Genomic DNA, 25,022 nt, shown 5'->3' on the forward strand with positions numbered 1-25,022 from the left:
ACTAGACGTTGACGGCCGCTGCGGCCGTCGCGGCCTCCCGGTTCAACCCCACGATCCGGGCGGGGACGCCGGCCACCACGGCATCGTCGGGCACCGGTTTGGTGACGACGGATCCCGCGAGGATGCACGCGCGGTCGCCGACGTCGACGCCGAGCACCATCGCGAGCGGATAGATCCAGACGTCGTCGCCGATGACGGGGACCTTGCCCCTGGCCTCACCGATCGTCACGCCCTGGTAGATCCGGCAGTTGGCGCCTATCCGGGCCTTGAAGTGCACCCAGATCGGGCCGGGGTGCACCAGCGAAAGGCCCGGGCCGCACACGTTGCGCGACACGTAGAGGCCGACGCGCTCGCCGAGAAGCTTTGTGCGCAAGCGCAACCAGGCCGCGACGAGGTGCCCGAAGGGCGTGCGGGCGGTGTTCGTCCAGTACTCGGATTTGCGCAACATGCGCTGGAAGTAGGCGGGGCGCTCCAGCAGGCGGTAGCGAAACTTCCACCGCTCGAGACCGTTCGCCCGCAAGTCCGACGCCAGGTAAGTTCGCAATTCCTCACGCGTCGCGATCACGACGACCACCGTACTACAAGTACGCCAGAATGCGACCAATCATACCTGTGGTATAGCTGTGAAGCGACCAGCCTATCGCTCGTCCACCCACAATTGTTCGGTCAAATCCTGAAACGCCGCCAGGGCGAATTGATCGTCCGCGCGCAGGACCGCCGACTTGCTCATCAAAGCGCGCACCACCGAGCCGTCCTTGTGCGCCAATTCGACGACCATGTTCGCGAGCGCGTGTACGACCGACAGCAACGATTCGGACTCCGGCGCCTCGTGGAAGATTTCGTAGAACCGCAGGGACAGAACCTCTTCGGGCTCGAAGCCCACCATGTCGGCGAATGCGGTGTTGGTGAACAGGATGCTGCCGTCATGCCCGATCGCGAGCACGGGAATCGGAATTCTTTCCAGGACGACCAACGCGGGCAACTGCTTCAAGGTAGTCATCGGCGATTGGCTCTGTTGCCGGTTTCGTCGTCGCTCCACACGCCGATTATGTCCTATGGCATGGAGCGGTTCCGACACATTCTTCGATCGACAGGCGAGACGCCTATGAATGCGTTCGGAAAGAACTGAAAATATATATTTTCGCTCAAACCGTCGTGCCGGAAGCCGGTCTCGTCCCCGTGACTTCGTAGCGCGGGAACACGCCCGCGGGCCCCGGCAGGACCGTGCCCGCAACCAGTCGCGCGCCGACGGCGCGGAACGTCCGCTGGTCGTCGGTTTGGCCGAGCAGGTCCAGCAGCCTGCCGGCCGACTCGGGCATGACCGGCTGGACCAGCAGCGCCGCGATGCGAACCGCTTCGCAGGTGGTGTAGAGCACGGTGCGAAACCTCACCTGGTCGGCGGCCGACTCGCTCTTGCGCAACACCCAGGGCTGCTGCGCGGAGAAGTACTTGTTCGCGTCCCCGAGCATCAGCCAGATCGCTTCGAGGGCCAGGTGCATGGCCTGGTTGTCGAAGTTGGAGCGCACCCGCTCCAGCAGGCCGTCGGCGACGGCCAGCAGTTCGCTGTCGGCGGCGGTCAACTCGCCCGGTTCGGGCACCGTGCCGCCCAGGTTCTTGGCCACCATCGACAGCGACCGCTGCGCCAGGTTGCCCAGCTCGTTGGCGAGGTCGGCGTTGATCCGGGTGACGATCGCCTCTTCGCTGTAGCTGCCGTCCTGGCCGAACGGGACCTCGCGCAGCAGGAAGTAGCGCACCTGGTCCACCCCAAACGTGTCGACCAGGTCGTCGGGGGCGACGATGTTGCCCACCGACTTGCTCATCTTCTCGCCGCGGTTGAGCAGAAATCCGTGCGCGAAAACCCTTCGCGGCAGCTCGATTCCGGCCGACATCAAAAACGCCGGCCAGTAGACCGTGTGGAACCTGATGATGTCCTTGCCGATCATGTGCAGGTCGGCAGGCCAGTAGCGGCGGAACAACTCGGAATCGGTGTCGGGGTAGCCGGCGCCGGTCAGGTAGTTGGTCAGCGCGTCGACCCAGACGTACATGACGTGATCGGGGTGCTCGGGCACCTGCACGCCCCAGTCGAACGAGGTCCTCGAGATCGACAGGTCGCGCAGGCCGCCGGAGACGAAGCTGACCACTTCGTTGCGCCGTGCCTCGGGGGCGATGAAGTCGGGGTTCGCCTCGTAGTGGGCCAGCAGCCGGTCGGCATACGCCGAGAGCCGAAAGAAATAGGTCTGCTCCTCGGTCCAGGTCACCGGCGCGCGGGTCTCGGAGGCGATGCGGGTGCCGTCGATGGCCTCCGTTTCCGATTCGACGAAGAACCGCTCGTCGCGCACCGAGTACCAACCGGAATAGGTGTCCAGGTAGATATCGCCGGCGTCGGCCATCCGCCGCCAGATCGCCCTGGAGGCCTCCAGGTGATCGGCGTCGGTGGTGCGGATGAACCGGTCGAAGGAGATGTTGAGCTTTTCCTGCAACCGCTGGAACACATCCGAATTGCGCTGGGCCAGATCGGCCGTCGCGATGCCCTCCGCGGCGGCGGTCTCGACCATCTTCAGGCCGTGCTCGTCGGTGCCCGTCAGAAACCGGACGTCGAAACCGTCGAGCCGCTTGAACCGCGCGATCGCGTCGGTGGCGATGTACTCGTAGGCATGCCCGACGTGCGGCTCGCCGTTCGGGTAGGTGATCGCCGTGGTGACGTAGTAGGGCCTCATTGAGAGATCACCCTATTGTGTGCGCGTGAGTTCCAAACGACCGCCGCCGCCCGCCCCGGAGCCCCTGGCGCCCTTGGTCGACGCCCACACCCACCTCGACGCCTGCGGCGCGCGCGACGCGGCGGGGGTGCGGGCCATCGTCGAACGCGCGGCCGTCGTCGGCGTCGGCGCGGTGGTCACCATCGCCGACGACCTGGACTCGGCGCGCTGGGTGACGCGGGCCGCCGAATGGGACCCACGGGTTTACGCCGCGGTGGCGTTGCACCCGACCCGCGCCGGCGCGCTCGACGACGCGGCGCGCGCCGAAATCGAGCGGCTGGCGGCCCACCCCCGGGTGGTGGCCGTCGGCGAGACGGGGATGGATCTCTACTGGCCGGGCCGCCTGGAGGGCTGCGCGGAGCCGGCCGTGCAGCGCGACGCCTTCGCGTGGCACATCGAGTTGGCCAAGCGGTGCGGCAAACCGCTGATGATCCACAATCGCGAGGCCGACGCCGAGGTGCTCGACGTGCTGGCGGCCGAGGGCGCCCCGGACGCCGTGATCTTCCACTGTTTTTCCTCGGACAGCGCGATGGCGCGCCGCTGCGTGGACGCCGGGTGGCTGCTCAGCCTTTCGGGCACGGTCAGCTTTCGCAACGCCCGCGCGCTGCGCGAGGCCGTGCCGCTGATACCGGCGGAGCGGCTGCTGGTGGAAACCGACGCCCCGTTCCTGACGCCGCATCCCTATCGGGGCGCAGCGAACGAGCCCTACTGCCTGCCCTATACTGTCCGGGCGATCGCTGAGCTGCTGGATCGCCGTCCGGAGGACGTGGCGCAGAGCACCACCAGCAATGCCCGTCGGGTCTATGGGCTTGCGTCCTGACCGCTGTCGGCGCCGGGTGATTTTCCCGACATCCTGGTTTGAAGGGTGTGTGGGAGTTGCTCAACATTGGCCGGTTCGTTACCGTCTTGTGATCGTACGGAGGGCGTGCTAAGCGCCCTCCAATTTTGTAGTCATTTTCTGCTGAGTGTTCGTAACTGGTTGCTGAGGTCGGGGAAGCGCGTTGCCTGTATCGACTGTATTGACAAAACTTCATCAAACTTCATCACCGATGTTGCGCCTGCTGGCCGGAGCGTTGCTCCTGGCGCTGGGGCTGGCCGGCGGGTTCGCTGTCTCCGCGAGCAAGACGGTGACGCTGACCGTCGACGGCGTCGCGATGCATGTGACGACGATGAAGTCGCGGGTGATCGACATCGTCCAGGAGAACGGCTTCGCCGTCGACGAGCGCGACGACCTGTACCCCGCCGGTGACGTGAGCGTGCGCGACGCCGCCAACATCGTGCTGCGCCGCAGTCGCCCATTGCAGATCTCGCTGGACGGCCACGACCCCAAGCAGGTCTGGACGACGGCGTCGACGGTCGACGAGGCGCTGGCCCAGCTCGCGATGACCGACACCGCCCCGGCCGCCGCCTCCCGCGGCAGCAGGGTCCCGCTGGCCGGGATGGCGCTGCCGGTCGTGAGCGCCAAGACGGTCCTGATCAACGACGGCGGCGCGACGCGCAGCGTGCACCTGCCGGCGCCGAACGTCGCGGGCCTGCTGAGCGCCGCCGGCGCGCCGCTCCTGGAGAGCGACCAGGTGGTGCCCGGCGCGGCGTCCCCGATCGTCGACGGAATGCAGGTCCAGGTGACCCGCAACCGGATTCAGCGGGTCACCGAGCGGATCCCGCTGCAGCCGCCGGCGCGCCGCATCGAGGACCCGCAGATGAACGTCAGCCGCCAGGTCGTCGAGGACCCGGGCAGCCCGGGCACCCAGGACGTGACGTTCGCGGTGGCCACGGTCAACGGCGTCGAGACCGGCCGGCTGCCCATCGCCAACACCGTGATCGCCCCGGCCCGTGAGGCCGTGGTGCGCGTGGGCACCAAGCCCGGCACCGACGTGCCCCCGGTCAGCAACGGATCGGTCTGGGACGCCATCGCGGGCTGCGAGGCCGGCGGCAACTGGGCGATCAACACCGGCAACGGGTACTACGGCGGTGTGCAGTTCGATCAGGGCACCTGGGAGCGCAACGGCGGGCTGCGGTTCGCCGCGCGTGCCGACCTCGCTACCCGCGAGGAGCAGATCGCGATCGCCGAGGTGACCCGGTCGCGGCAGGGATGGGGCGCGTGGCCGGTGTGCAGCGGAAGAGCTGGTGCAAGCTGACGATCCGGCTGCTCGGGCGTACCGAGATCAGGCGGCTGGCCAAAGAATTGGAATTTCGGCCACGAAAAGCGTTGGGCCAGAACTTCGTTCACGACGCCAACACGGTGCGTCGGGTGGTTACGGCCTCCGGCGTCGGGCGCTCCGATCATGTGCTGGAGGTCGGTCCCGGCCTCGGCTCGCTCACGCTGGCGCTGCTTGACCGCGGCGCCACCGTCACCGCCGTCGAAATCGACCCGGTGCTCGCCGACCGGCTGCCGCAGACTGTCGCCGAGCACTCGCACAGCGAGATCAACCGGCTGTCGGTGTGCAACCGCGACGTGTTGACCCTGCGCCGCGACGAGCTTGCCGAAGAGCCCACCGCTGTGGTCGCCAACCTGCCGTACAACGTCGCGGTCCCCGCGCTGTTGCACCTGCTCGCCGAATTCCCGTCCATTCGGGTGGTCACGGTGATGGTGCAGGCCGAGGTCGCCGAACGGCTGGCCGCCGAACCGGGCGGCAAGGAATACGGCGTGCCCAGCGTGAAGGTCCGCTTCTTCGGGCGGGTGCGGCGGTGCGGCATGGTGTCGCCGACCGTCTTCTGGCCGATCCCGCGCGTGTACTCCGGGCTGGTGCGCATCGACCGGTATGCGAGCACGCCGTGGCCGACCGACGACGACTTCCGGCGGCAGGTGTTCGAGCTCGTCGACATCGCGTTCGCGCAGCGGCGCAAGACCTCGCGCAACGCGTTCGCCACGTGGGCGGGCTCGGGCAACGAGTCGGCCAATCGGTTGCTGGCCGCCAGCATCGACCCGGCCCGTCGCGGCGAGACGCTGTCCATCGACGACTTCGTGCGGCTGCTGCGACGCTCGGCCGTTCCGGGGCACGCCCCGGCGAGCTGACCGCGATAGTCTGCTGCGGTGGCTGATCATGTCTGACGGAAACACCGCCGCACAGTGGGTGCCCACCGGGTCGGTCACCGTCCGGGTGCCCGGGAAGGTCAACCTCTACCTGGCCGTCGGGGATCGCCGCGACGACGGCTACCACGAGCTGACGACGGTGTTCCAGGCCGTCTCGCTGCTCGACGAGGTGACGGTGCGCAACGCCGACGTGCTCTCGCTCGAGCTCATCGGGGAGGGCGCGGAAAAGCTGCCCACCGACGAACGCAACCTGGCCTGGCAGGCCGCCGAGCTGATGGCCGAACACGTCGGGCGCGCCCCCGACGTTTCGATCATGATCGACAAATCCATCCCGGTGGCCGGCGGCATGGCGGGCGGCAGCGCGGACGCGGCGGCGGTGCTGGTCGCGATGAACTCGCTGTGGGAACTCAACGTGCCGCGCCGCGATCTGCGCATGCTGGCCGCGCGGCTCGGCAGTGACGTGCCGTTCGCTCTGCACGGCGGCACCGCCCTGGGCACCGGTCGCGGTGAGGAGCTGGCAACGGTGTTGTCCCGCAACAGCTTCCACTGGGTGCTGGCCTTCGCCGACGGCGAGCTGCTCACCCCGGCGGTGTACGCCGAGCTGGACCGGCTGCGCGACGGCCAGGCGAAGGGCCATCGCAAGGGCACGGTGCCGCCGCGACTCGCCGAGCCGGGCCCGGTGCTGGCGGCGCTGGCCGCGGGTGATCCCGAACAACTGGCGCCGCTGCTGGGCAACGAGATGCAGGCGGCCGCGGTGAGCCTGAACCCCGGCCTGCGCGCCGCGCTGCGCGCCGGTGTGGACGCCGGCGCGCTGGCGGGCATCGTGTCCGGGTCGGGCCCGACCTGCGCGTTCCTGTGCACGTCGGCGGCGGCGGCGGTGGACGTCGGGACGCAACTGTCGGGGGCGGGCGTCTGTCGCACCGTGCGGGTCGCGACCGGACCGGTGCCCGGCGCGCGCGTCGTGCCGACGCCCACCGAAGTGTGAGAGATCGCACTCATCCGGCGTGACGGTTTGTTAGTTACTTAAGAGGAGTTTAAGATAGCTCGCGGTGACGAGCAGCGGTAAGAAGGACCACTCGATTCCGTCGTCCGCCGGGCATCCCGGCGGACTCATCGCCTCATCGCCGTTTCGAGACCTAACCGCCGCGCAATTGTGCTCGCGTGCCTGCTGCAAAGTAGTGCCCAGCAGGCGGAACATGAGAATCCGGTCCTTGGGGAAAATGCCGGAACCGAGGAGGTTTTTGTGAGCAGGTTTACCGACAAGATGTTCCGCAATGCTCGCACCGCGACGACGGGCATGGTCACTGGTGAACCCCACGCCCCGGTCCGGCATACCTGGGGCGAGGTCCACGAGCGCGCGCGCTGCATCGCGGGCGGCCTGGCCGCCGCGGGCATCGGCCTCGGCGACGCGGTCGGTGTGCTCGCCGGTTTCCCGGTGGAGATCGCCCCGACGGCGCAGGGTCTGTGGATTCGCGGCGCCAGCCTGACCATGCTGCACCAGCCCACCCCGCGCACGGACCTGGCTGCGTGGGCCGAGGACACCATGACCGTGATCGGCATGATCGAGGCCAAGGCCGTCATCGTCTCGGAGCCCTTCCTGGTGGCCATCCCCGTGCTCGAGGAGAAGGGCATCAAGGTCCTCACCGTCTCCGACCTGCTGGCATGCGAGCCGATCGATCCGATCGAGGTCGGCGAGGACGACCTGGCGCTGATGCAGTTAACGTCCGGGTCTACCGGCTCCCCTAAAGCGGTCCAGATCACCCATCGCAACATCTACTCCAACGCCGAGGCCATGTTCATCGGCGCCCAGTACGACATCCACAAGGACGTCATGGTGAGCTGGCTGCCCTGCTTCCATGACATGGGCATGGTCGGCTTTTTGACCATCCCGATGTACTTCGGCGCGGAGCTGGTCAAGGTCACGCCCATGGACTTCCTGCGCGACACGCTGCTGTGGGCCAAGCTGATCGACAAGTACAAGGGCACCATGACCGCGGCGCCGAACTTCGCCTACGCGCTGCTGGCCAAGCGGCTGCGCCGGCAGGCCAAGCCCGGCGACTTCGACCTGTCGACCCTGCGCTTCGCGCTGTCCGGCGCCGAGCCCGTCGAACCCGCCGACGTCGAGGACCTGCTCGACGCGGGCAAGCCGTTCGGCCTGCGGTCCTCGGCGATCCTGCCGGCCTACGGCATGGCCGAGACCACGCTGGCCGTGTCGTTCTCCGAGTGCAACGCCGGTCTGGTCGTCGACGAGGTCGACGCCGACCTGCTGGCCGCCCTGCGCCGCGCCGTCCCCGCCACCAAGGGCAACACCCGCCGGCTGGCCACGCTGGGCCCCCTGCTGAAGGATCTCGAGGCCCGCATCGTCGACGAGAACGGCAACGTGATGCCGGCGCGCGGCGTCGGGGTGATCGAGCTGCGCGGCGAGTCGCTGACGCCCGGCTACCTCACCATGGGCGGCTTCATCCCGGCCCAGGACGAGCACGGCTGGTACGACACCGGTGACCTCGGCTACCTGACCGAGGAGGGCCACGTCGTGGTCTGCGGCCGCGTCAAGGACGTCATCATCATGGCGGGCCGCAACATCTACCCGACCGACATCGAGCGGGCCGCCAGCCGCGTCGACGGGGTCCGGCCCGGTTGCGCCGTGGCGGTGCGCCTCGACGCCGGCCACTCCCGCGAGACGTTCGCCGTCGCGGTCGAGTCCAACGCCTGGCAGGACCCGGCCGAGGTGCGCCGCATCGAGCACCAGGTCGCCCACGAGGTGGTGGCCGAGGTCGACGTGCGTCCGCGCAATGTCGTGGTGCTGGGCCCCGGCACCATCCCGAAGACGCCGTCGGGCAAGCTGCGGCGATCCACGTCGGTCACGCTGGTCAGCTGACTACCAGGCGTGGACCCGGTTCTGGGCGGGCTCTAGCCCCAGTTCGATGAGCGCCTCGGTGGCGTCGGCGGCCTGCTCGCAGATCGTGGGGACCTCGGCACGCTCGGCGGCGGTGAAGTTTTCCAGCACGAACGCCGCCGGGTCCTTGCGCCCGGGCGGGCGCCCGATTCCGATGCGCACCCGCTGAAATTCCTTGGTGCCCAACGCGTTCGCCACCGAACGCAACCCGTTGTGGCCGCCCTCGCCGCCGCCGATCTTCAGGCGGATGCGACCGAAGTCGAGGTCGAGGTCGTCGTGGATGACGATGAGGTCGGCGGGGGCCACCGAGTAGAACTTCGCCAACGGCCCCACCTGCCGGCCGGATTCGTTCATGAAGCAGCGCGGCTTGGCCACCAGCACCGAGTGCCCGGCCAGCCGGCCGCTGACGACTTCGGCGCCGGAACGCTTGTGCGCCTTGAACTTCGAACCGAGCCGCGCGGCGAGCAGGTCGGCGACCATGAACCCGAGGTTGTGGCGGGTGCGGGCGTAGTTGTCTCCCGGGTTGCCCAGGCCGACCACCAGAAGGGGTTCGGCCACGTCGCGCTACTCGGACTCGGCCGCGGGGGCCTCGGCCTCGCCGCCCTCTTCCTCGGCCTCGGCGGCAGGCGCTGCTTCGCCTTCGGCGACCTCGCCCGCGCCCTCCTCCTCGAGGTCCGCGGCGGTCGGCGCGTTGACCACGTTGACCACCAGCATGTCGGGGTCGGAGACCAGGTTGACGCCGCGCGGCAGGGTGATCTGCCCGGCGGTGAACTGCGTGCCCGGTTCGGCGCCCTCGACGGACACCGACAACTGCTCCGGAATCGACAGGGCCTCGGCCTCGATCTCGATCGTGTTGGTCTCCTGGGTGACCAGGGTGTCGGGGCCGGCCTCGCCCTCGATGACGACGTTGACCTCCACCTGGACCTTCTCGCCGCGCCGCACGACCAGCAGGTCGGCGTGCTGAATGGTGCGGCGGATCGGGTGGATGTCGAGCGCCTTGGTCAGCGCCAGCTGTTCCTTGCCGGCGATGTCGAGGGTCAGCACCGCGTTGGTGCCCGAGTGGCGCAGCACCGCCGCGAAGTCGTGCCCGGGCAGTTCCAGGTGCTGGGGGTCGGCGCCGTGGCCGTAGAGGACGGCGGGAATCTTGCCGTCGCGGCGGGCCCGGCGGGACGCGCCCTTGCCGGTCTCGGTGCGCACCGTCGCGGTGAGTTGGTTGCCTGCGGACTTGGCCATCGTGTCGCTCCTCGCGTGCTCTCGTTCGGGGCACGGCGGGATCGCGACAAAGGAGTCGGTCTCCGTCGATAACGGTGCTGGCCATGTGGCTGAGCACCCTCGCCGTGACGCCCGGTCAGGGTAGCGCATGGGCGCCGTGGAGCGGAAATTCGGCGGACTTCGCCCAACCCGCCGATCGAGTCTGCGTCCAGGGTCACATCCGCCGGCGTGTCGGCGCTCTGTGCGCAGTCTCGGCGCGCTAAAGCGGGAATTTGACCCCGGTGAGCTGCTCGGACAGGTCCCACAGTTTGGCCGCGGTCGCGGCGTCCCGCGCCCGTCGGCTGCGCGCGACCGGTTGGGTGCGCCCGACGGAGCCGAACCGGGGGCCGATGAACGTATCGCCCGGCAGGTCCTGCGACGCCGCGTACAGGGTTTGCCGGGCGCCGAAATCGGCGTCGGTGGCGAACACCCGGGTGGCCGCCGACATCAGCGCGTCGCCCAGCTTGCGACCCGAGGCCCCCTGCAGGTTGGTGTGCGAGTAGCCGGGGTGGGCGGCGAGCGCGCGCAGCGGCGAACCGGCCGCGTCGAGGCGCCGTTGCAGCTCGCTGGTGAACAGCAGATTGGCCAGCTTCGACTGGCTGTAGGCCAGCCAGGGGGAGTACCGCCGGTTCTTCCAGTTCAGGTCGTCGAAGTCGATGCGGCCCGGCCAGTGCGCCATCGACGACACCGTCACGACCCGGTCGGTGACCTCGGGCAGCAGCAGGTTGGTGAGCGCGAAATGCCCGAGGTGGTTGGTGCCGATCTGGCTCTCGAACCCGTCGGCGGTCACCTTGTAGGGCGCGGCCATGATGCCGGCGTTGTTGATCAGCAGGTCGACGTTCTCGACGCCGTCGGCGAACCGGCGCACCGACGACAGGTCCTGCAGGTCGACCTGGCGCACCTCGACGTCACCGGCGATGCCGCGCGCCGCGGCCTCGCCCTTGCCCGTGTTGCGGACGGCCAACACGACCTTGGCGCCCCGGCCGGCCAGCTCGCGGGCGGTCACGGCACCCAGCCCGCTGTTGGCGCCGGTGATGATCACGGTGCGCCCGGCGAACGACGGCAGGTCTGCGGCGGTCCAGTTCGTCATGCCCGAACAGTACCGACATCGAACTCCAGCGGCAGGGTCGTGGGGCCGGTGATGCCGCTGATGGCCTTCCACGGGGCGGGACCGGTCTGGCGAGGGTTGGGCATGCACCGGGTGATGACCCGAAGCGCCTCGGTCAGTTCGAGCCGCGCGAGATGCGAGCCCAGGCAGTAGTGCACGCCGCCGCCGAAGGTGAGCATGGCCGGCGGGTCGGTTCGAGTGATGTCGAGATGCTCGGGGTGGGCGTAGACGCATGCGTCGCGGTTGGCTGCGGCGGTGTTGGCGCCGACCAGGATGCCGGCCGGGATGCATACGCCGCCCAGTTCGACGTCCTCGGCGGTACGGCGGGCGGCGCCGAAAATGATTGGGAAGTAACGCATCAGCTCGTGCACCGCGTTGGGCGCCAGCTCCGGGTGCCCGGCGAGCATTGCCCACTGGTCGGGGTGGGCACACAGCACCTGCACGGCCGCGGCGAGCTGGTTGCGGGTGGTGTCGGTGCCCGCGGCGAGCAGCGTGGCGCACAGCATGACCATTTCGTCGTGACTGAGGCGGTCGCCGTCATCTTCGGTGCGGATGAGCTCGGAGATCAGGTCGCCGGTGAGTTCTGTGCGCCGGCGGGCGATGAGGTCCTCGAGGTAGGCGTCGAGTTGCTCCCATGCCGCCAGGATCGCCGGGCCGTCGTTGGCGACGTTCCAGTCGAACAACTTTTTGATGTCGTCGGTCCAGCCGCTGAACAGTTGCCAATCCTCGGGCGGCGCGCCCAGCAGCGCGCAGATCACCGGCGTGGGGTAGCGCCGCGCGATGTCGGAGACGACGTCGCAGTGCCCGACGGCGGTGAGCGGGTCGACCAGGCTCGTGATGACGTCGACGACAAGTGCGCGCAGCCGCTCGGCACCGCGGGGAGCGAACGCCTTCGACACCAGTCGGCGCAGGCGGTGATGCGCGGCGCCGTCGAGGCCGAGAATGTTGCTGATCGCCCTGTCCCACAGCGGGCCCGAGGTGATGCCCTGCAGGTCGAGCCCGAGGCCGCGCGCGGTGACGAATCGGCCGTCGCGCAGGACTTGGCGGACCAGGTCGTAGCCCAGCACCTCGGGGCCGTGCGGGCCGATCGCGATCGGGGCCTGCCGGCGGGCGTCGGCGATGATCCGGTGCGCTTCGTCGGGGTCGGTGAGGTGGTCATAGGCGAAGGTGGGCAAGCCGGCTTGGAAAACGCTTGGGCACTCACGTGCGGTTTGAGTCGTCATGGGAGTCGACTATCCGGCGGCCGGCGGCCAAGACCATCCGCAGCAGCGCGCAAATCTGCGCGGTCGACCGCGTAGCTTCCCAGCCGCGCGCGGAAGGATCTGCGCGATCTGGCGGATGTTTTGCGTGGTCGACGGCCGCCATGCTGGCTAACATGAGCCAGAACGCGGAGCTACCCCCGTTAACCTGGAGCGATTTGGGCGTGAGCGAGTTGCTGCCGACCGGAACGGTGACGTTGCTGTTGGCCGACGTCGAGGGCTCGACGCGGCTGTGGGAAACCCGGCCCGAAGAGATGACCACCGCGCTGGCGCGACTGAACACGACGGTCAACGAGGCCGTCGCCGCGCACGAGGGCGTGCGTCCGCTGGAGCAGGGCGAGGGGGACAGCTTTGTGGCCGCGTTCTCGCGCGCGTCGGACGCGGTGGCGTGCGCACTGGAATTGCAGCGGGCACCGCTGGCGCCGATCCGGTTGCGCATCGGGATGCACACCGGCGAGATCCAGCTGCGCGACGACGCCAACTACGCCGGCCCGACGATCAACCGCACGGCGCGGCTGCGCGATTTGGCCCATGGTGGGCAGACGGTGCTGTCGGGCGTGACCGAATCGCTGGTCGCCGACCGGATGCCCGATGGGGTGTGGCTGGCCGATCTGGGTAGCTACCCGTTGCGGGGTGTGGCGCGCCCGGAGCGCGTCGTGCAACTTTCCCATCCGGATCTGTGCAACGAGTTTCCGCCGCTTCGCGTGCGCAGTGCGGTTGTGTCGCATAATCTTCCGGTTCAGTTGACGAGTTTCGTTGGGCGCCAAGCCCAAATAGCGGAGTTGTGTCAACTGGTTGCCGGTAACCGGTTGGTGACGTTGACCGGTTCCGGGGGTGCGGGCAAGACACGACTCGCTGTTGAAGTCACATCGCAGCTCACCACCGAGTTTCCCGACGGCGTGTGGTGTGTCGATTTAGCTCCGATCACGATTCCCGGTCTGGTGGCGGTGAGCGTCGCACGTACCCTCGGTCTGCCCGATCAGCAGGGTCGCTCCACCACGGAAGTGCTGGTGCGATTCTTCGCCGACAAGAGAACGCTGCTGCTGCTCGACAACTGCGAGCATCTGCTCGATGCGTGCGGGACCCTGGTCGTCGAGCTGCTCGCGGGCTGCCCGCACTTGACGGTTCTGACCACGAGCCGTGAGCCTCTTGGAGTGCCTGGCGAATTGAGCTGGCGGGTGCCGTCGTTGGCTCTTGTCGACGACGCGATCGAGTTGTTCGCCGACCGTGCCCGCCGCACCCGCCCGGATTTCGTTGTGGGCGAGGACAACACGGTGCTCGTTCGCGAGATCTGCGAGCGCCTCGATGGCATGCCGTTGGCGATCGAGCTTGCCGCAGCGCGGGTTCGGGCGCTGTCGTTGTCCCAGATCGTGGACAGTCTGCACGACCGTTTCCGGTTGCTCACCGGCGGTTCGCGCACCGCGGTACGTCGCCAACAGACCCTGCGCGCGTCGGTGGACTGGTCGCATGCGCTGCTGACCGAGCCGGAAAAAGTGTTGTTCCGGCGACTCGCGGCATTCGCAGGGGGCTTCGATCTGGATGGCGCCCTGGTGGTTGGATCTGACAGCGAAATCGAGCGTTACCAGTTGCTGGACCAGCTGAGTCTGTTGGTTGACAAATCTTTGGTAGTCGCCGACGACACCGGCGCAGGGATGCGATACCGATTGTCGGAGACTGTGCGTCAATACGCCCAAGAAAAACTCGGCGAATCGAGCGAGGCCGACGAGGTCCGCACCCGTCATCGCGATCACTACACTGCGGCGGCCGCCGCGCTGCACGCGCAGGGGCTGGGCGGGGTCGAGGCGCTGGTGCGGTGGGCGGACGTCGAGATCGACAATCTGCGGGCCGCGTTCGTGTGGTGCCGGGAGAACTCCGAGCCTGAAACGGCGCTGCGGTTGGTGTCCTCGTTGCAACAGTTTTGGCTGAGGCGCGGCCGCTTACGCGAAGGACTCGCCGGGTTCGACGCCATCCTGACCGACAAGGTCCACCCGGGGGTCACGCCGGCGGTGTGGGTAAGCGCAGTTGCCGACCACGCCGCCCTCGCGGCATGGATGGGCATCCCCGCGAGCCTGGACCGGGCCCGGGAGGCGCTGGCCGTCGCGCGTCAGCTCGAGGACCAAGCGTTGATTGCCCGGAGTCTCATAGCATGCGGCATGCTGGCCCTCTTCAGCGCCGAGGTCGCGCAGCCCTACTTCGCCGAGGCAATCGATCTGGTTCGCACCATGGGTGATCGGTGGACCCTGTGCCAGATCCTCGCCTACCTGGCGGTCACGGCATCTTATGCCGGTGAACCGATCGCGGCGCGCGCTGCGGCCGAAGAGGGATGTGATCTGGCTGACGCCCTCGGCGACCGGTTTTTCGAACGGGGCAGCAGAATGTGGCTGGGGGTGGCGCATGCGCTGCAGGGCGATGTCGCCCACGCCGTCGAGATCGCTAAGGCCTTGGTCGACGAGGCGGAGACGGTCGGCGACCTGCCGTTGAAGGCCAATGGCTACGTGTTTTACGCAAACGCGCTGGCTTACCAGGGCCGAGCGGCGGCTGCGCAGGCCGCTGCGCGATCCGCGCATGAGGCAGCAGAAGCGCTAGGCGGCATCTATGCCGATGCGGTGTATGCCGTCACGGCCAACGCCGCCCTCGCCGCCGGCGATGGTGCGGCGGCAAAGCAGGCAGCCGAGGCGGCCTGGCAACATGCCGTTCCCGAGCGCGAGGTCTATATCAAGAGCATCAGTCTGCTCCCCGAGGCTGCTTTGGCGTGCGGTGATTTGCTCGGCGCCCGCCGCTGGGCCGACGACACCGTCGCGGTGGTGCCGGGCTGGTATCGGATGGCGGCGCTGACCGTGCGCGCCTACGTCGCGATGGCGCAGGGCGAGCCGGAGCAGGCCGAACGCGACGCCCATGAGGCCCTGACGGTCGCGGCTCGCACCAAGGGGTATATGCGGGTGGCCGACACGTTCGAATGCCTTGCCCGCCTGGCGGTCGGCGACGCTAACCACCCGTATGCGGTGCGTCTATTGGGCGCGGCGGATGCCTTACGGCAGCGCATGGGCCACGGTCGCTTCCCGATGTATCTGGCCGACTACGACGCCACCCTGGTGGTGGCCAGGGAAGCCTTGGGGCAGAACGACTTCGACGCCGTCTGGACCGAGGACGCCGACCTGTCCACCGAGGAGGCGATCGCCTACGCGCAACGCGGCCGCGGCGAGCGCAAACGACCCACCCGCGGCTGGGGATCGCTGACGCCGACGGAAAACGACGTGGTGCGTCTGGTGCGGGAAGGGCTGGGCAACAAGGACATTGGCGCGCGGCTGTTCATCTCACCGCGGACCGTGCAGACCCATCTCACCCACGTCTACGCCAAGCTCGGCGTGACGTCGCGGACCCAATTGTGCGGCGAAAGTGCAACTACCGACGCTGCCACTTGAGAAATGCGTAGCCAGTTGCACTTTCGCGGCAATGCTATTTAGCCGCGACGACGAATCCGTGGATGATCGCGTCGATGTCGGGACCCTGCGCGGCCGCCTGCTCGGCGAGGCTGGTGATGGTCAGCTGCACCAGGTATCGCTGGCTTGCGGGCGGTGATCCGGTGGGGATGACGATCCGGTTCCAGCTGTGCAGCCGGATCCCCTCGAGGTCGTAGCTGCCCTGGATCATCGACGACGGGAAGCCGTTGTAGTCGGCCGTTGACGCGTCCAGCTGCCTGAAGTTCTCGAACAGCTGCGCGTCGTCGTTGCCGTGCTTGACGACCTGGGCCGGGTCGAACTTGCCGCGCAACGCGAACACCACCAGCCGCGCGGTCGGATACTTCCCGCCCTTGGAGATCATCACCGTCTCGGGCGCGATCTTCTTCGGATCGTTGAACGCCTCCCAGCCCGGCGGTGTCGGTATCGACACGGTCAGGTCGGGCAGCGAACCGGGTGCCACCTGCTTGCCGCTGACGCCGTTGTCCTGCAGGTACTTCGACAGCGGAACGGGCTTCGTGGGGGTGGTGGCGGTGACGGTGGTAGTCGGGGTCCTGCTCAAGATCGATTGGTAGTCAGGGGCTTTCGGGGCGCAGCCCGCCACCGACAGCGCGACCAGCACGGCAGCGCCCCAACACCGCCTCACAGAATCTCGTGCACCGCGTCGATCGGGCGGGCCAGCCGGGTGCCCTTGTCCGTGACGACGAACGGTCGCTCGATCAAAATCGGGTGTTCGGCCATGGCGTCGAGCAACTCGTCGTCGCCGGCGGAATCGAGCCCGAGCTCGGCATACAGCGGCTCGCGCTTGCGCACGGCGGTGCGCACGTCGATGCCGGCGTCGCGGATCATGCGGACCAGCTCGGCCCGCGACGGCGGGGTCTTGAGGTACTCGATGATCTCGGGCTCGAAGCCCTTGTCCCGCAACAGATCCAGCGTCTTACGCGAGGTGCTGCACTTGGGGTTGTGATAGATGGAAGCGTCGCCGGCCATTTAGGCGTCCCCGTCGAACAGCCCGGTGACCGATCCGTTTTCGAAGACCGCGCGGATGGTGCTGGCCAGCAGCGGCGCGATCGATAAGATCGTCAGCTGGGGGAACCGCTTCTCTTCGCCGATCGGGAGGGTGTTGGTGACGATCACCTCGCGGGCGCCGCAGGCGGCCAGGCGCTCGGCGGCCGGCTCCGACAGCACGCCGTGGGTGGCCGCGATCACCACGTCGGAAGCGCCGTCCTCGCGCAGCAGATTCACCGCGCCGGCGATCGTGCCGCCGGTGTCGATCATGTCGTCGATCAGCACGCAGGTGCGGCCCTCGACTTCACCGACGACGCGGTTGGACACCACCTGGTTGGGCACCCGCGGGTCGCGGGTCTTGTGGATGAAGGCCAGCGGCACGCCGCCCAGTGCGTCGGCCCATTTCTCGGCGATGCGCACCCGGCCGGAGTCGGGGGAGACGACCACCATGTTGCCGTCGGGGTAGTTGTCCTTGATGTAGCCGGTCAGCAGGTTCTGGCCGCGCATGTGGTCGACGGGCCCGTCGAAGAAACCCTGGATCTGGTCGGTGTGCAGGTCCACGGTCACGATCCGGTCGGCGCCCGCCGTCTTGAGCAGGTCGGCGACCAGCCGCGCCGAGATCGGCTCGCGGCCGCGGTGCTTCTTGTCCTGGCGGGCGTAGGGGTAGAACGGCATCACGGCGGTGATCCGCTTGGCGCTGCCCCGCTTGAGCGCGTCGATCATGATCAGCTGTTCCATCAGCCAGTCGTTCACCGGCGCCGGGGCGGACTGCAGGACGAACGCGTCACAGCCGCGCACCGATTCCTGGAAGCGCACGAAGATCTCGCCGTTGGCGAACTCCCGCGCCGTCTGGGCGGTGACGTGGACGTCGAGTTCCTTGGCCACCTGTTCGGCCAGCTCCGGATGCGCACGGCCGGAGAAGAGCATCAGGTTTTTTCGATTATCGGTCCAGTCGTGGCTCAACGCACTGCCCTCGCCGTCGGGATCGATGGATTACCAATCGTACGAGGCGAATCGTACGGAACTGTGGCGGGGTTGCCAGCGACCGAACCCACGGTGTCTATTCGCGCTCTGATTTTTGTTCGGCCGTTTCGGCCGCGCGGGCGGCCGCGCTGCCGGGCCGCTTGCGCTGCACCCAGCCCTCGATATTGCGTTGCGGCCCCGCCGACACCGCCAGCGCCCCGGGCGGGACGTCGTCGCGCACCACGGTCCCGGCGCCGGTGTACGCGCCGTCGCCGACGGTGACCGGCGCGACGAACATGGTGTCCGAGCCGGTGCGCACGTGCGAGCCGACGGTGGTGCGCCGCTTGGATTCGCCGTCGTAGTTGACGAAGACGCTGGAGGCGCCGATGTTGCTGTGCTCGCCGATGTCGGCGTCGCCGACGTAGGTCAGGTGCGGCACCTTGGTGCCGGTGCCGATGTTGGAGTTCTTGGTCTCGACGAACGCGCCGAGTTTGCCGTCGGCGCCCAGCACGGTGCCCGGCCGCAGGTAGGTGAAGGGGCCCACGGTCGCGCCGTCGCCGATCGACGAGGACGCCCCGTGCGTGCGGATCACCGATGCCCCGTCGCCGACGGTGACGTCGGTCAGGGTGGTGTCGGGCCCGACGACGCAGCCACCCCCGACCCGGGTGCGCCCGAGCAGCTGCGTTGCGGGGTGGACGACGGTGTCGCGGCCGATCGTCACGTCGACGTCGATCCAGGTGGTGGCCGGATCCACGACGGTCACCCCGGACATCTGGTGGGTGGCGACGATGCGGCGGTTGAGCTCGGCGCCCAACTCGGCCAGCTGCACGCGGTTGTTGACCCCGGTTACCAGCGCGCTGTCGTCGACATGCTGGGCGCGCACGGTCAGGCCGTCGCCGCGCAGGATGGCGACCACGTCGGTCAAATACAGCTCCTGTTGGGCGTTGTCGGCGCTGAGCCGGCTCAGCGCCGAGCGCAGCGCCGCGATGTCGAAGGCGTAGACGCCGGCATTGACCTCGCGGATCTCGCGTTGCGAGGCCGTCGCGTCGGTGTGCTCGACGATCGCCATCACCTCGTTGTCCTGGGTGCGCAGGATGCGGCCGTAGCCGCCCGGGTCGTCCAGCGTGGTGGTGAGCACGGTGACGGCGGCCGACTGCGCGCTGTGGGTGGCGATCAGCCCGGCCAGGGTGTCGGAATCCAGCAGCGGGGTGTCGCCGGAGGTGACCACGACGATGCCGGCGTAGTCGTCGGGCAGGGCGGCCAGGCCGCAGCGGACGGCGTGACCGGTGCCCAGCGGCCGGTCCTGCAGCGCCACGTCGATGCCGCGCCCCAGGGTGTCGGCGAGCTCGGCGACCAGCGGCGCGATGCGCTCGTGGTCGTGGCCGAGGACCACGACGAGGTGCTGTGGCGCCACCTTGGCGATCGCGTGCAGCGAATGAGACAGCATGCTGCGCCCGGCGATGGTGTGCAGCACCTTGGGGGTGCCCGAACGCATCCGGGTGCCGGGCCCGGCCGCAAGGACCAGGACGGCGGTGTCACCACGAAACGACATGGGTCAAGCGTGGCATTCCAGCTGCGGTGAAGGCAAAACCGCCACGCTCCGTCGCCAGGACTCGAACCTGAACTCTCAGAACCAAAATCTGATGTGCTGCCGATTACACCACGACGGATTGCGGGCCCACGGGACCACCAAGAGACTCTAGACGCTTCGGCGCCCAGAACCGATACGCTGACTGACGTGGCCGTTCTGGACCGGGACCCGGATAAGACGGATAAGGAAGCCCGGGCGCCGCGCGCCCGGATGACCGGCAGCGATCGTCGCCAGCAGCTGATCGGCATCGCGCGCTCGCTGTTCGCCGAGCGCGGTTACGAGGGCACCTCGATCGAGGAGATCGCCCTGCGCGCCAACGTGTCCAAGCCCGTCGTCTACGAACATTTCGGCGGCAAGGAGGGCCTGTACGCCGTCGTCGTCGACCGGGAGATGTCGGCGCTGCTGGACGGCATCACCTCGTCGCTGACCAACAACCGCTCCCGGGTGCGGGTGGAGCGGGTCGCGCTGGCGTTGCTCACCTACGTCGAGGAGCGCACCGACGGCTTCCGGATCATGATCCGCGACTCGCCGGCCGCGATCAGCTCGGGCACCTACTCCAGCCTGCTCAACGACGCCGTCAGCCAGGTCAGCTCCATCCTCGCCGGCGACTTCGCCCGCCGGGGCCTGGATCCGGACCTGGCGCCGCTGTACGCGCAGGCGCTCGTCGGTTCGGTGTCGATGACGGCGCAGTGGTGGCTCGACACCCGCGAGCCCAAGAAGGAAGTGGTCGCCGCGCACCTGGTCAACCTGATGTGGAACGGGCTGATCGGGTTGGAGGCCGACCCCCGGCTGCAGGACGAGTAGCGGCCCTCGCTTCGCGCTCCGGCGGCCGAAAGTCGGGCCCCTACAATGTATTCATCATGACCGGACCGGGGCCTGCTCGCCCAGAAACCCCGATCGCGGGGCTCGTGGATCTGGCGCTGAGCGCGCCGACCTTCAAGCAGCTGATCGACGGCGCGGCGGACCGGCCGGCCGAATTGAGCCTGGTCGGCCCGGCCGCCGCCCGGCTGTTCGTCGCCGCCGCGCTGGCGCGGCTGGGACCGCTGCTCGTGGTCACCGCGACCGGGCGCGAGGCCGACGACCTGACCGCCGAACTGCGTGGCGTGTTCGGCGACGCGGTGGCGCTGTTCCCGTCCTGGGAAACCCTGCCGCACGAGCGGCTCTCGCCCGGCGTCGACACCGTCGGCACCCGCCTGATGGTCCTGCGCCGCCTGGCCCACCCCGACGACGATCGGCTGGGGCCGCCCCTTCAGGTGGTGGTGACCGCGGCGCGCTCGCTGCTGCAGCCGATGACGCCCCAGCTGGGGCTGATCGAGCCGGTCACGTTGCGCGTCGGTCAGGAGATCGAATTCGAGGGCGTGATCGCCCGGCTGGTCGGGCTGGCCTACACCCGGGTGGACATGGTCGGGCGGCGCGGCGAGTTCGCGGTGCGCGGCGGCATCCTCGACGTCTTCCCGCCGACCGCCGAGCACCCGGTGCGCATCGAGTTCTGGGGCGACGAGGTCAGCGAGATGCGGATGTTCTCGGTCGCCGACCAGCGCTCGATCCCCGAGCTGGAGATCGACACCCTGATCGCGGTGGCCTGCCGCGAGCTGCTGCTGACCGAGGAGGTGCAAAAGCGCGCCGCCGAGCTGTCGGCGCGGCACCCGTCGACCGGGCCCGCCATCACCGGCAGCGTCACCGACATGCTGGCCAAGCTCGCCGAGGGCATCGCGGTCGACGGCATGGAGGCTCTGCTGCCGGTGCTGCGCCCCCGGGAAGATGGGGCGCATGTGCTGCTGACCGACCAGCTGGCGCAGGGCACGCCGATACTGCTCTGCGACCCGGAGAAGATCCGCACCCGCGCCGCCGACCTGATCAAGACCGGTAGCGAGTTCCTGGAAGCCTCGTGGTCGGCGGCGGCGATGGGCACGTCGGAAAGCCAGGCTCCGGTCGACGTCGCCCAATTCGGCGGGTCCGGATTCGCCGAGCTGGACGACGTGCGGGCGGCGGCTGCCGAGGGCGGGCATCCGTGGTGGACGCTGAGCCAGCTGTCCGACGAGTCGGCGGTCGAGCTCGACGTCCGGGCGGCGCCGTCGGCGCGCGGGCATCAGCACGACATCGACGGCATCTTCGCGATGCTGCGCGCCCACGTCGCAGGCGCCGGAGGGGCCGGAAATTACGGAGCGGTCGTCGCGCCCGGCACCGGGACCGCGCACCGCGTGGTGGAGCGGCTGGCCGACTCCGACACCCCCGCCGCCATGCTGGAACCGGGCGACGCGCTGAAACCGGGAGTGGTCGGCGTGCTCAAGGGCCCGTTGCACGACGGCGTCGTCATCCCGGGCGCGAACCTGGTGGTCATCACCGAGACCGACCTGACCGGCAACCGGGCCACCGCCGTCGAGGGCAAGCGGCTGGCCGCCAAGCGGCGCAACACCGTCGACCCGCTGGCGCTGACGGCCGGCGACCTGGTGGTGCACGATCAGCACGGCATCGGGCGGTTCGTGGAGATGGTCGAGCGCACGGTCGGCGGCGCGCGCCGCGAGTACCTGGTGCTGGAGTACGCGTCGAGCAAGAGGGGCCAGCAGGCCGACAGGCTTTATGTCCCAATGGATTCCCTGGACCAGCTGTCGCGCTATGTCGGCGGGCAGGCGCCCGCGCTGAGCCGGCTCGGCGGCAGCGACTGGGCCAACACCAAGACCAAGGCCCGGCGTGCGGTGCGCGAGATCGCCGGCGAGCTGGTGTCGCTGTACGCCAAGCGGCAGGCCAGCCCCGGGCACGCGTTCGGGCCGGACACCCCGTGGCAGGCCGAGATGGAAGACGCGTTCGGTTTCACCGAGACCGTCGACCAGCTCACCGCGATCACCGAGGTCAAGTCCGACATGGAAAAGCCGATCCCGATGGACCGGGTGATCTGCGGCGACGTCGGCTACGGCAAGACCGAGATCTCGGTGCGCGCGGCGTTCAAGGCCGTGCAGGACGGCAAGCAGGTCGCCGTGCTGGTGCCCACCACGCTGCTGGCCGACCAGCACCTGCAGACGTTCGGCGAGCGGATGGCCGACTTCCCGGTGACCGTCAAGGGGCTGTCCCGGTTCACCGACGCCGCGGAGTCCCGGGCGGTGATCGAGGGCCTGGCCGACGGGACGGTGGACGTCGTGATCGGCACGCACCGGCTGCTGCAGACCGGGGTGCGCTGGAAGGACCTGGGGCTGGTCGTCGTCGACGAGGAGCAGCGGTTCGGCGTCGAGCACAAGGAGCACATCAAGTCGCTGCGCACCCACGTCGACGTGCTGACCATGAGCGCCACGCCGATCCCGCGCACCCTGGAGATGAGCCTGGCCGGGATCCGGGAGATGTCGACGATCCTGACCCCGCCCGAGGAGCGGTACCCGGTGCTGACCTACGTCGGTCCGCACGACGACAAGCAGGTCGGGGCCGCCCTGCGGCGCGAGCTGCTGCGTGACGGCCAGGCGTTCTACGTGCACAACCGGGTGAGCTCCATCGACCGGGCCGCGGCGCGGGTCCGCGAGCTGGTGCCCGAGGCGCGGGTCGTCGTCGCGCACGGGCAGATGCCCGAGGAACGGCTGGAGCGCACCGTGCAGGGCTTCTGGAACCGGGAATACGACATCCTCGTGTGCACCACGATCGTCGAGACCGGCCTGGACATCTCGAATGCCAACACGCTCATCGTCGAGCGGGCCGACACCTTCGGCCTGTCCCAGCTGCACCAGCTGCGCGGCCGGGTCGGCCGCAGCCGGGAGCGCGGTTACGCCTACTTCCTGTATCCGCCGCACGTGCCGCTGACCGAGACGGCCTACGACCGGTTGGCGACCATCGCCCAGAACAACGAGCTGGGCGCGGGCATGGCTGTCGCGCTCAAAGACCTCGAGATCCGCGGCGCCGGCAACGTTTTGGGCGTCGAGCAGTCCGGGCACGTCGCCGGGGTGGGCTTCGATCTGTACGTGCGGCTGGTGGGCGAGGCCGTCGAGGCGTACCGGGCCGCCGCCGACGGCCAGACGGTCACGGCGCCCGAGGAGCCCAAGGACGTGCGCATCGACCTGCCGGTCGATGCGCACCTGCCGCCGGATTACATCGCCAGCGACCGGCTGCGGCTGGAGGGCTACCGGCGGCTGGCCGCGGCGCCGGACGACGCGGGTATCGCCGCCGTCGTGGAGGAGCTCACCGACCGCTACGGGGCGCTGCCCGAGCCCGCCGAACGGCTGGTGGCCGTCGCGCGGTTGCGGCTGCTGTGCCGCGGCGTCGGCATCACCGAGGTCTCGGCCGCGTCGGCGGCTTCGACGGTGCGGCTGTCGCCGGTGACACTGCTGGATTCGGCCCAGGTGCGGCTCAAACGGATGTACCCGGCGGCGAACTACCGCGCGACGACGTCGACGGTCCAGGTGCCCATCCCGCGGCCCGGGGGGGTCGGTGCGCCGCGGCTGCGCGACGTCGAGTTGCTGCAGATGGTGGCCAACCTGGTGACGGCGCTCGAGGGGAAACCACAGATCGACCTTGGTATAACGAGTTCAAGTTCAGCGGTGTCGAGCGAGGAGCGGCGGGCGTGATGATCGTCGTCCTGTTCGACCCCCGCCGCCCGTCCCTGGTGCCGATCGAGGCCATCGAGCACCTCGCCGGCGAGGTCGAATACACCGAAGAGATGCCCGTCGCGGTGCCCTGGTCGCTGACCGCGGCGCGGCCGGTGCACTTCGGCGACCCCGACACCCCGGCACCGGTGCTGCTGTCCTCCGACCGCGACCACCCGGCCGTCACCGCGCGGTTGGCGGCCGGAGCGCGGCTGATCTCGGCGCCGGACACCCCGCGCGGCGAGCGGCTGGTCGACGCCGTCGCGATGATGGACAAGCTGCGCACCGCGGGCCCCTGGGAAAGCGAGCAAACGCACGACTCGTTGCGCAGGTTCTTGCTGGAGGAAACCTACGAGCTGCTGGACGCCGTGCGCATCGGCGACGCCGACCGGCTGCGCGAGGAACTGGGCGACGTGCTGCTGCAGGTTCTCTTTCACTCCCGCATCGCCGAGGAGTCGCCACAGTTTCCCTTCACCATCGACGACGTCGCCGCCACGCTGATGCGCAAGCTGGGGAACCGGGTGCCCGGAGTGCTGGCGGGAGAATCGATTTCGCTCGAAGAGCAGCTGGCGCAGTGGGAAGAGCGCAAGGCGGCCGAAAAGCCACGAAACTCCGTGATGGATGACGTCCACACCGGACAGCCGGCATTGGCTTTGGCGCAGAAGGTGATTCAACGCGCGGAAAAGGCGGACCTGCCCGCCGAGCTGATTCCCGCCGAGATGACGTCTGTTTCCGTGTCGGCCGACGTCGACGCGGAAAGCGCGCTTCGCGCAGTCGTTTTGGAGTTCGTGGACACGGTTCACAGTGCGGAGAGGGCGATTGCCGCGGCCCGCGGCGGCCTCACCGACGGGCTCGACGCGGCCCCGCTGGCCGGCGTCACCGAGGAGGAATGGCGCGCGCACTGGCCATCGGACGGGGGCGCCGACGGGCCACGGCAATAGCGCGGCTCACATCAAGCTCGTAACAATTGCGTGCAGCGACTGCAGCGAAGTTTGCCGCTACCGCCACCCGCGACCGGGTGATGCTGCGGTTGGGGTGCGAATGCGCGCGGTTGGGTTTGGTCTGGGTTTGCTAGCCATGATCGCTGGCAGCTAACCGCCGACCCGGCGGCAACGGGCGCCGCGGGCGCCGAAATC

General features: G+C 68.9%; 20 protein-coding genes and 1 tRNA gene. 9 read left to right on the forward strand and 12 right to left on the reverse strand.

The window, feature by feature from the left end:
- Position 1 precedes the first annotated feature (1 nt).
- The 3 genes from AC5Y43_RS21590 to metG form a co-directional block, all read right to left on the reverse strand.
- Complete coding sequence (locus AC5Y43_RS21590; protein WP_499975845.1) at positions 2-565, reverse strand: serine acetyltransferase; 564 nt, start codon at positions 563-565, stop codon at positions 2-4.
- Positions 566-637: 72 nt separating this feature from the next.
- Positions 638-1,000, reverse strand: coding sequence for a PAS domain S-box protein (locus AC5Y43_RS21595; protein WP_499975846.1), 363 nt, complete (start codon positions 998-1,000; stop codon positions 638-640).
- 145 nt (positions 1,001-1,145) lie between these two features.
- Positions 1,146-2,717, reverse strand: a complete 1,572-nt coding sequence (metG, locus tag AC5Y43_RS21600; RefSeq protein ID WP_499975848.1) for a methionine--tRNA ligase — start codon at positions 2,715-2,717, stop codon at positions 1,146-1,148.
- A gap of 19 nt (positions 2,718-2,736) precedes the next feature.
- Between metG and AC5Y43_RS21605 the strand changes: the two genes are divergently transcribed.
- The 5 genes from AC5Y43_RS21605 to AC5Y43_RS21625 all read left to right on the forward strand — a co-directional run bounded on the left by AC5Y43_RS21605 (position 2,737) and on the right by AC5Y43_RS21625 (position 8,668).
- The gene (locus tag AC5Y43_RS21605) at positions 2,737-3,576 is read left to right on the forward strand and encodes a TatD family hydrolase (RefSeq protein WP_499975849.1); all 840 of its coding nucleotides are present in this window, start codon (positions 2,737-2,739) and stop codon (positions 3,574-3,576) included.
- A 229-nt stretch (positions 3,577-3,805) separates the two neighbouring features.
- Positions 3,806-4,894, forward strand: a complete 1,089-nt coding sequence (locus AC5Y43_RS21610) for a resuscitation-promoting factor (RefSeq protein ID WP_499975850.1) — start codon at positions 3,806-3,808, stop codon at positions 4,892-4,894.
- Positions 4,849-5,772 carry a 16S rRNA (adenine(1518)-N(6)/adenine(1519)-N(6))-dimethyltransferase RsmA gene (rsmA, locus tag AC5Y43_RS21615; RefSeq protein ID WP_499975851.1) on the forward strand — a complete coding sequence of 308 codons (924 nt, stop codon included), beginning with the start codon at positions 4,849-4,851 and terminating at the stop codon, positions 5,770-5,772. The genes AC5Y43_RS21610 and rsmA overlap by 46 nt, the downstream gene beginning before the upstream one ends.
- A gap of 22 nt (positions 5,773-5,794) precedes the next feature.
- Positions 5,795-6,775, forward strand: coding sequence for a 4-(cytidine 5'-diphospho)-2-C-methyl-D-erythritol kinase (locus tag AC5Y43_RS21620; protein ID WP_499975906.1), 981 nt, complete (start codon positions 5,795-5,797; stop codon positions 6,773-6,775).
- Positions 6,776-7,033: 258 nt separating this feature from the next.
- Positions 7,034-8,668 carry a fatty acyl-AMP ligase gene (locus tag AC5Y43_RS21625; RefSeq protein WP_499975853.1) on the forward strand — a complete coding sequence of 545 codons (1,635 nt, stop codon included), beginning with the start codon at positions 7,034-7,036 and terminating at the stop codon, positions 8,666-8,668.
- Here AC5Y43_RS21625 and pth read toward each other — a convergent pair whose 3' ends face one another.
- The 4 genes from pth to AC5Y43_RS21645 form a co-directional block, all read right to left on the reverse strand.
- Positions 8,669-9,244: an aminoacyl-tRNA hydrolase gene (gene pth, locus AC5Y43_RS21630; protein WP_499975854.1), complete on the reverse strand. Its 576-nt coding sequence runs from the start codon at positions 9,242-9,244 to the stop codon at positions 8,669-8,671.
- A 6-nt stretch (positions 9,245-9,250) separates the two neighbouring features.
- Positions 9,251-9,919, reverse strand: coding sequence for a 50S ribosomal protein L25/general stress protein Ctc (locus AC5Y43_RS21635; protein ID WP_499975855.1), 669 nt, complete (start codon positions 9,917-9,919; stop codon positions 9,251-9,253).
- Positions 9,920-10,157: 238 nt separating this feature from the next.
- A complete protein-coding gene (locus tag AC5Y43_RS21640; protein WP_499975857.1) occupies positions 10,158-11,027 on the reverse strand; it encodes an oxidoreductase in 870 nt (289 codons plus the stop codon).
- On the reverse strand, positions 11,024-12,268 hold the full coding sequence (locus tag AC5Y43_RS21645) for a cytochrome P450 (RefSeq protein WP_499975858.1): 1,245 nt from the start codon (positions 12,266-12,268) through the stop codon (positions 11,024-11,026). The genes AC5Y43_RS21640 and AC5Y43_RS21645 overlap by 4 nt, the downstream gene beginning before the upstream one ends.
- A gap of 140 nt (positions 12,269-12,408) precedes the next feature.
- Here AC5Y43_RS21645 and AC5Y43_RS21650 point away from each other — a divergent pair, with 140 nt between their 5' ends.
- A complete protein-coding gene (locus AC5Y43_RS21650; protein WP_499975859.1) occupies positions 12,409-15,726 on the forward strand; it encodes a LuxR C-terminal-related transcriptional regulator in 3,318 nt (1,105 codons plus the stop codon).
- 34 nt (positions 15,727-15,760) lie between these two features.
- On the opposite strand, the gene AC5Y43_RS21655 is transcribed toward AC5Y43_RS21650, so the two are convergent.
- The 5 genes from AC5Y43_RS21655 to AC5Y43_RS21675 form a co-directional block, all read right to left on the reverse strand.
- Complete coding sequence (locus tag AC5Y43_RS21655) at positions 15,761-16,408, reverse strand: LpqN/LpqT family lipoprotein (RefSeq protein ID WP_499975861.1); 648 nt, start codon at positions 16,406-16,408, stop codon at positions 15,761-15,763.
- On the reverse strand, positions 16,405-16,752 hold the full coding sequence (gene arsC / locus AC5Y43_RS21660) for an arsenate reductase (glutaredoxin) (RefSeq protein ID WP_499975862.1): 348 nt from the start codon (positions 16,750-16,752) through the stop codon (positions 16,405-16,407). The genes AC5Y43_RS21655 and arsC overlap by 4 nt, the downstream gene beginning before the upstream one ends.
- On the reverse strand, positions 16,753-17,733 hold the full coding sequence (locus AC5Y43_RS21665) for a ribose-phosphate diphosphokinase (RefSeq protein ID WP_499975863.1): 981 nt from the start codon (positions 17,731-17,733) through the stop codon (positions 16,753-16,755).
- Between the two features lie 97 nt (positions 17,734-17,830).
- Entirely contained in the window at positions 17,831-19,285 is a 1,455-nt protein-coding gene (glmU, locus tag AC5Y43_RS21670; RefSeq protein WP_499975865.1) for a bifunctional UDP-N-acetylglucosamine diphosphorylase/glucosamine-1-phosphate N-acetyltransferase GlmU, read from the reverse strand.
- Between the two features lie 46 nt (positions 19,286-19,331).
- A tRNA-Gln gene (locus AC5Y43_RS21675) sits at positions 19,332-19,403 on the reverse strand.
- Positions 19,404-19,534: 131 nt separating this feature from the next.
- On the opposite strand from AC5Y43_RS21675, the gene AC5Y43_RS21680 reads away from it, so the two are divergent.
- Genes AC5Y43_RS21680 through AC5Y43_RS21690 form a run of 3 tightly spaced genes read left to right on the forward strand, consistent with a single transcriptional unit; the run spans position 19,535 to position 24,827 of the window.
- Positions 19,535-20,128: a TetR/AcrR family transcriptional regulator gene (locus AC5Y43_RS21680; RefSeq protein ID WP_499967478.1), complete on the forward strand. Its 594-nt coding sequence runs from the start codon at positions 19,535-19,537 to the stop codon at positions 20,126-20,128.
- 56 nt (positions 20,129-20,184) lie between these two features.
- Positions 20,185-23,868 carry a transcription-repair coupling factor gene (gene mfd / locus AC5Y43_RS21685; RefSeq protein ID WP_499975866.1) on the forward strand — a complete coding sequence of 1,228 codons (3,684 nt, stop codon included), beginning with the start codon at positions 20,185-20,187 and terminating at the stop codon, positions 23,866-23,868.
- Positions 23,868-24,827, forward strand: a complete 960-nt coding sequence (locus tag AC5Y43_RS21690; RefSeq protein WP_499975907.1) for a nucleoside triphosphate pyrophosphohydrolase — start codon at positions 23,868-23,870, stop codon at positions 24,825-24,827. Before mfd ends, AC5Y43_RS21690 begins: the two co-directional genes overlap by 1 nt.
- The last annotated feature ends 195 nt before the right edge of the window (positions 24,828-25,022 follow it).

This window comes from Mycobacterium sp. NGS57, from assembly GCF_059812405.1.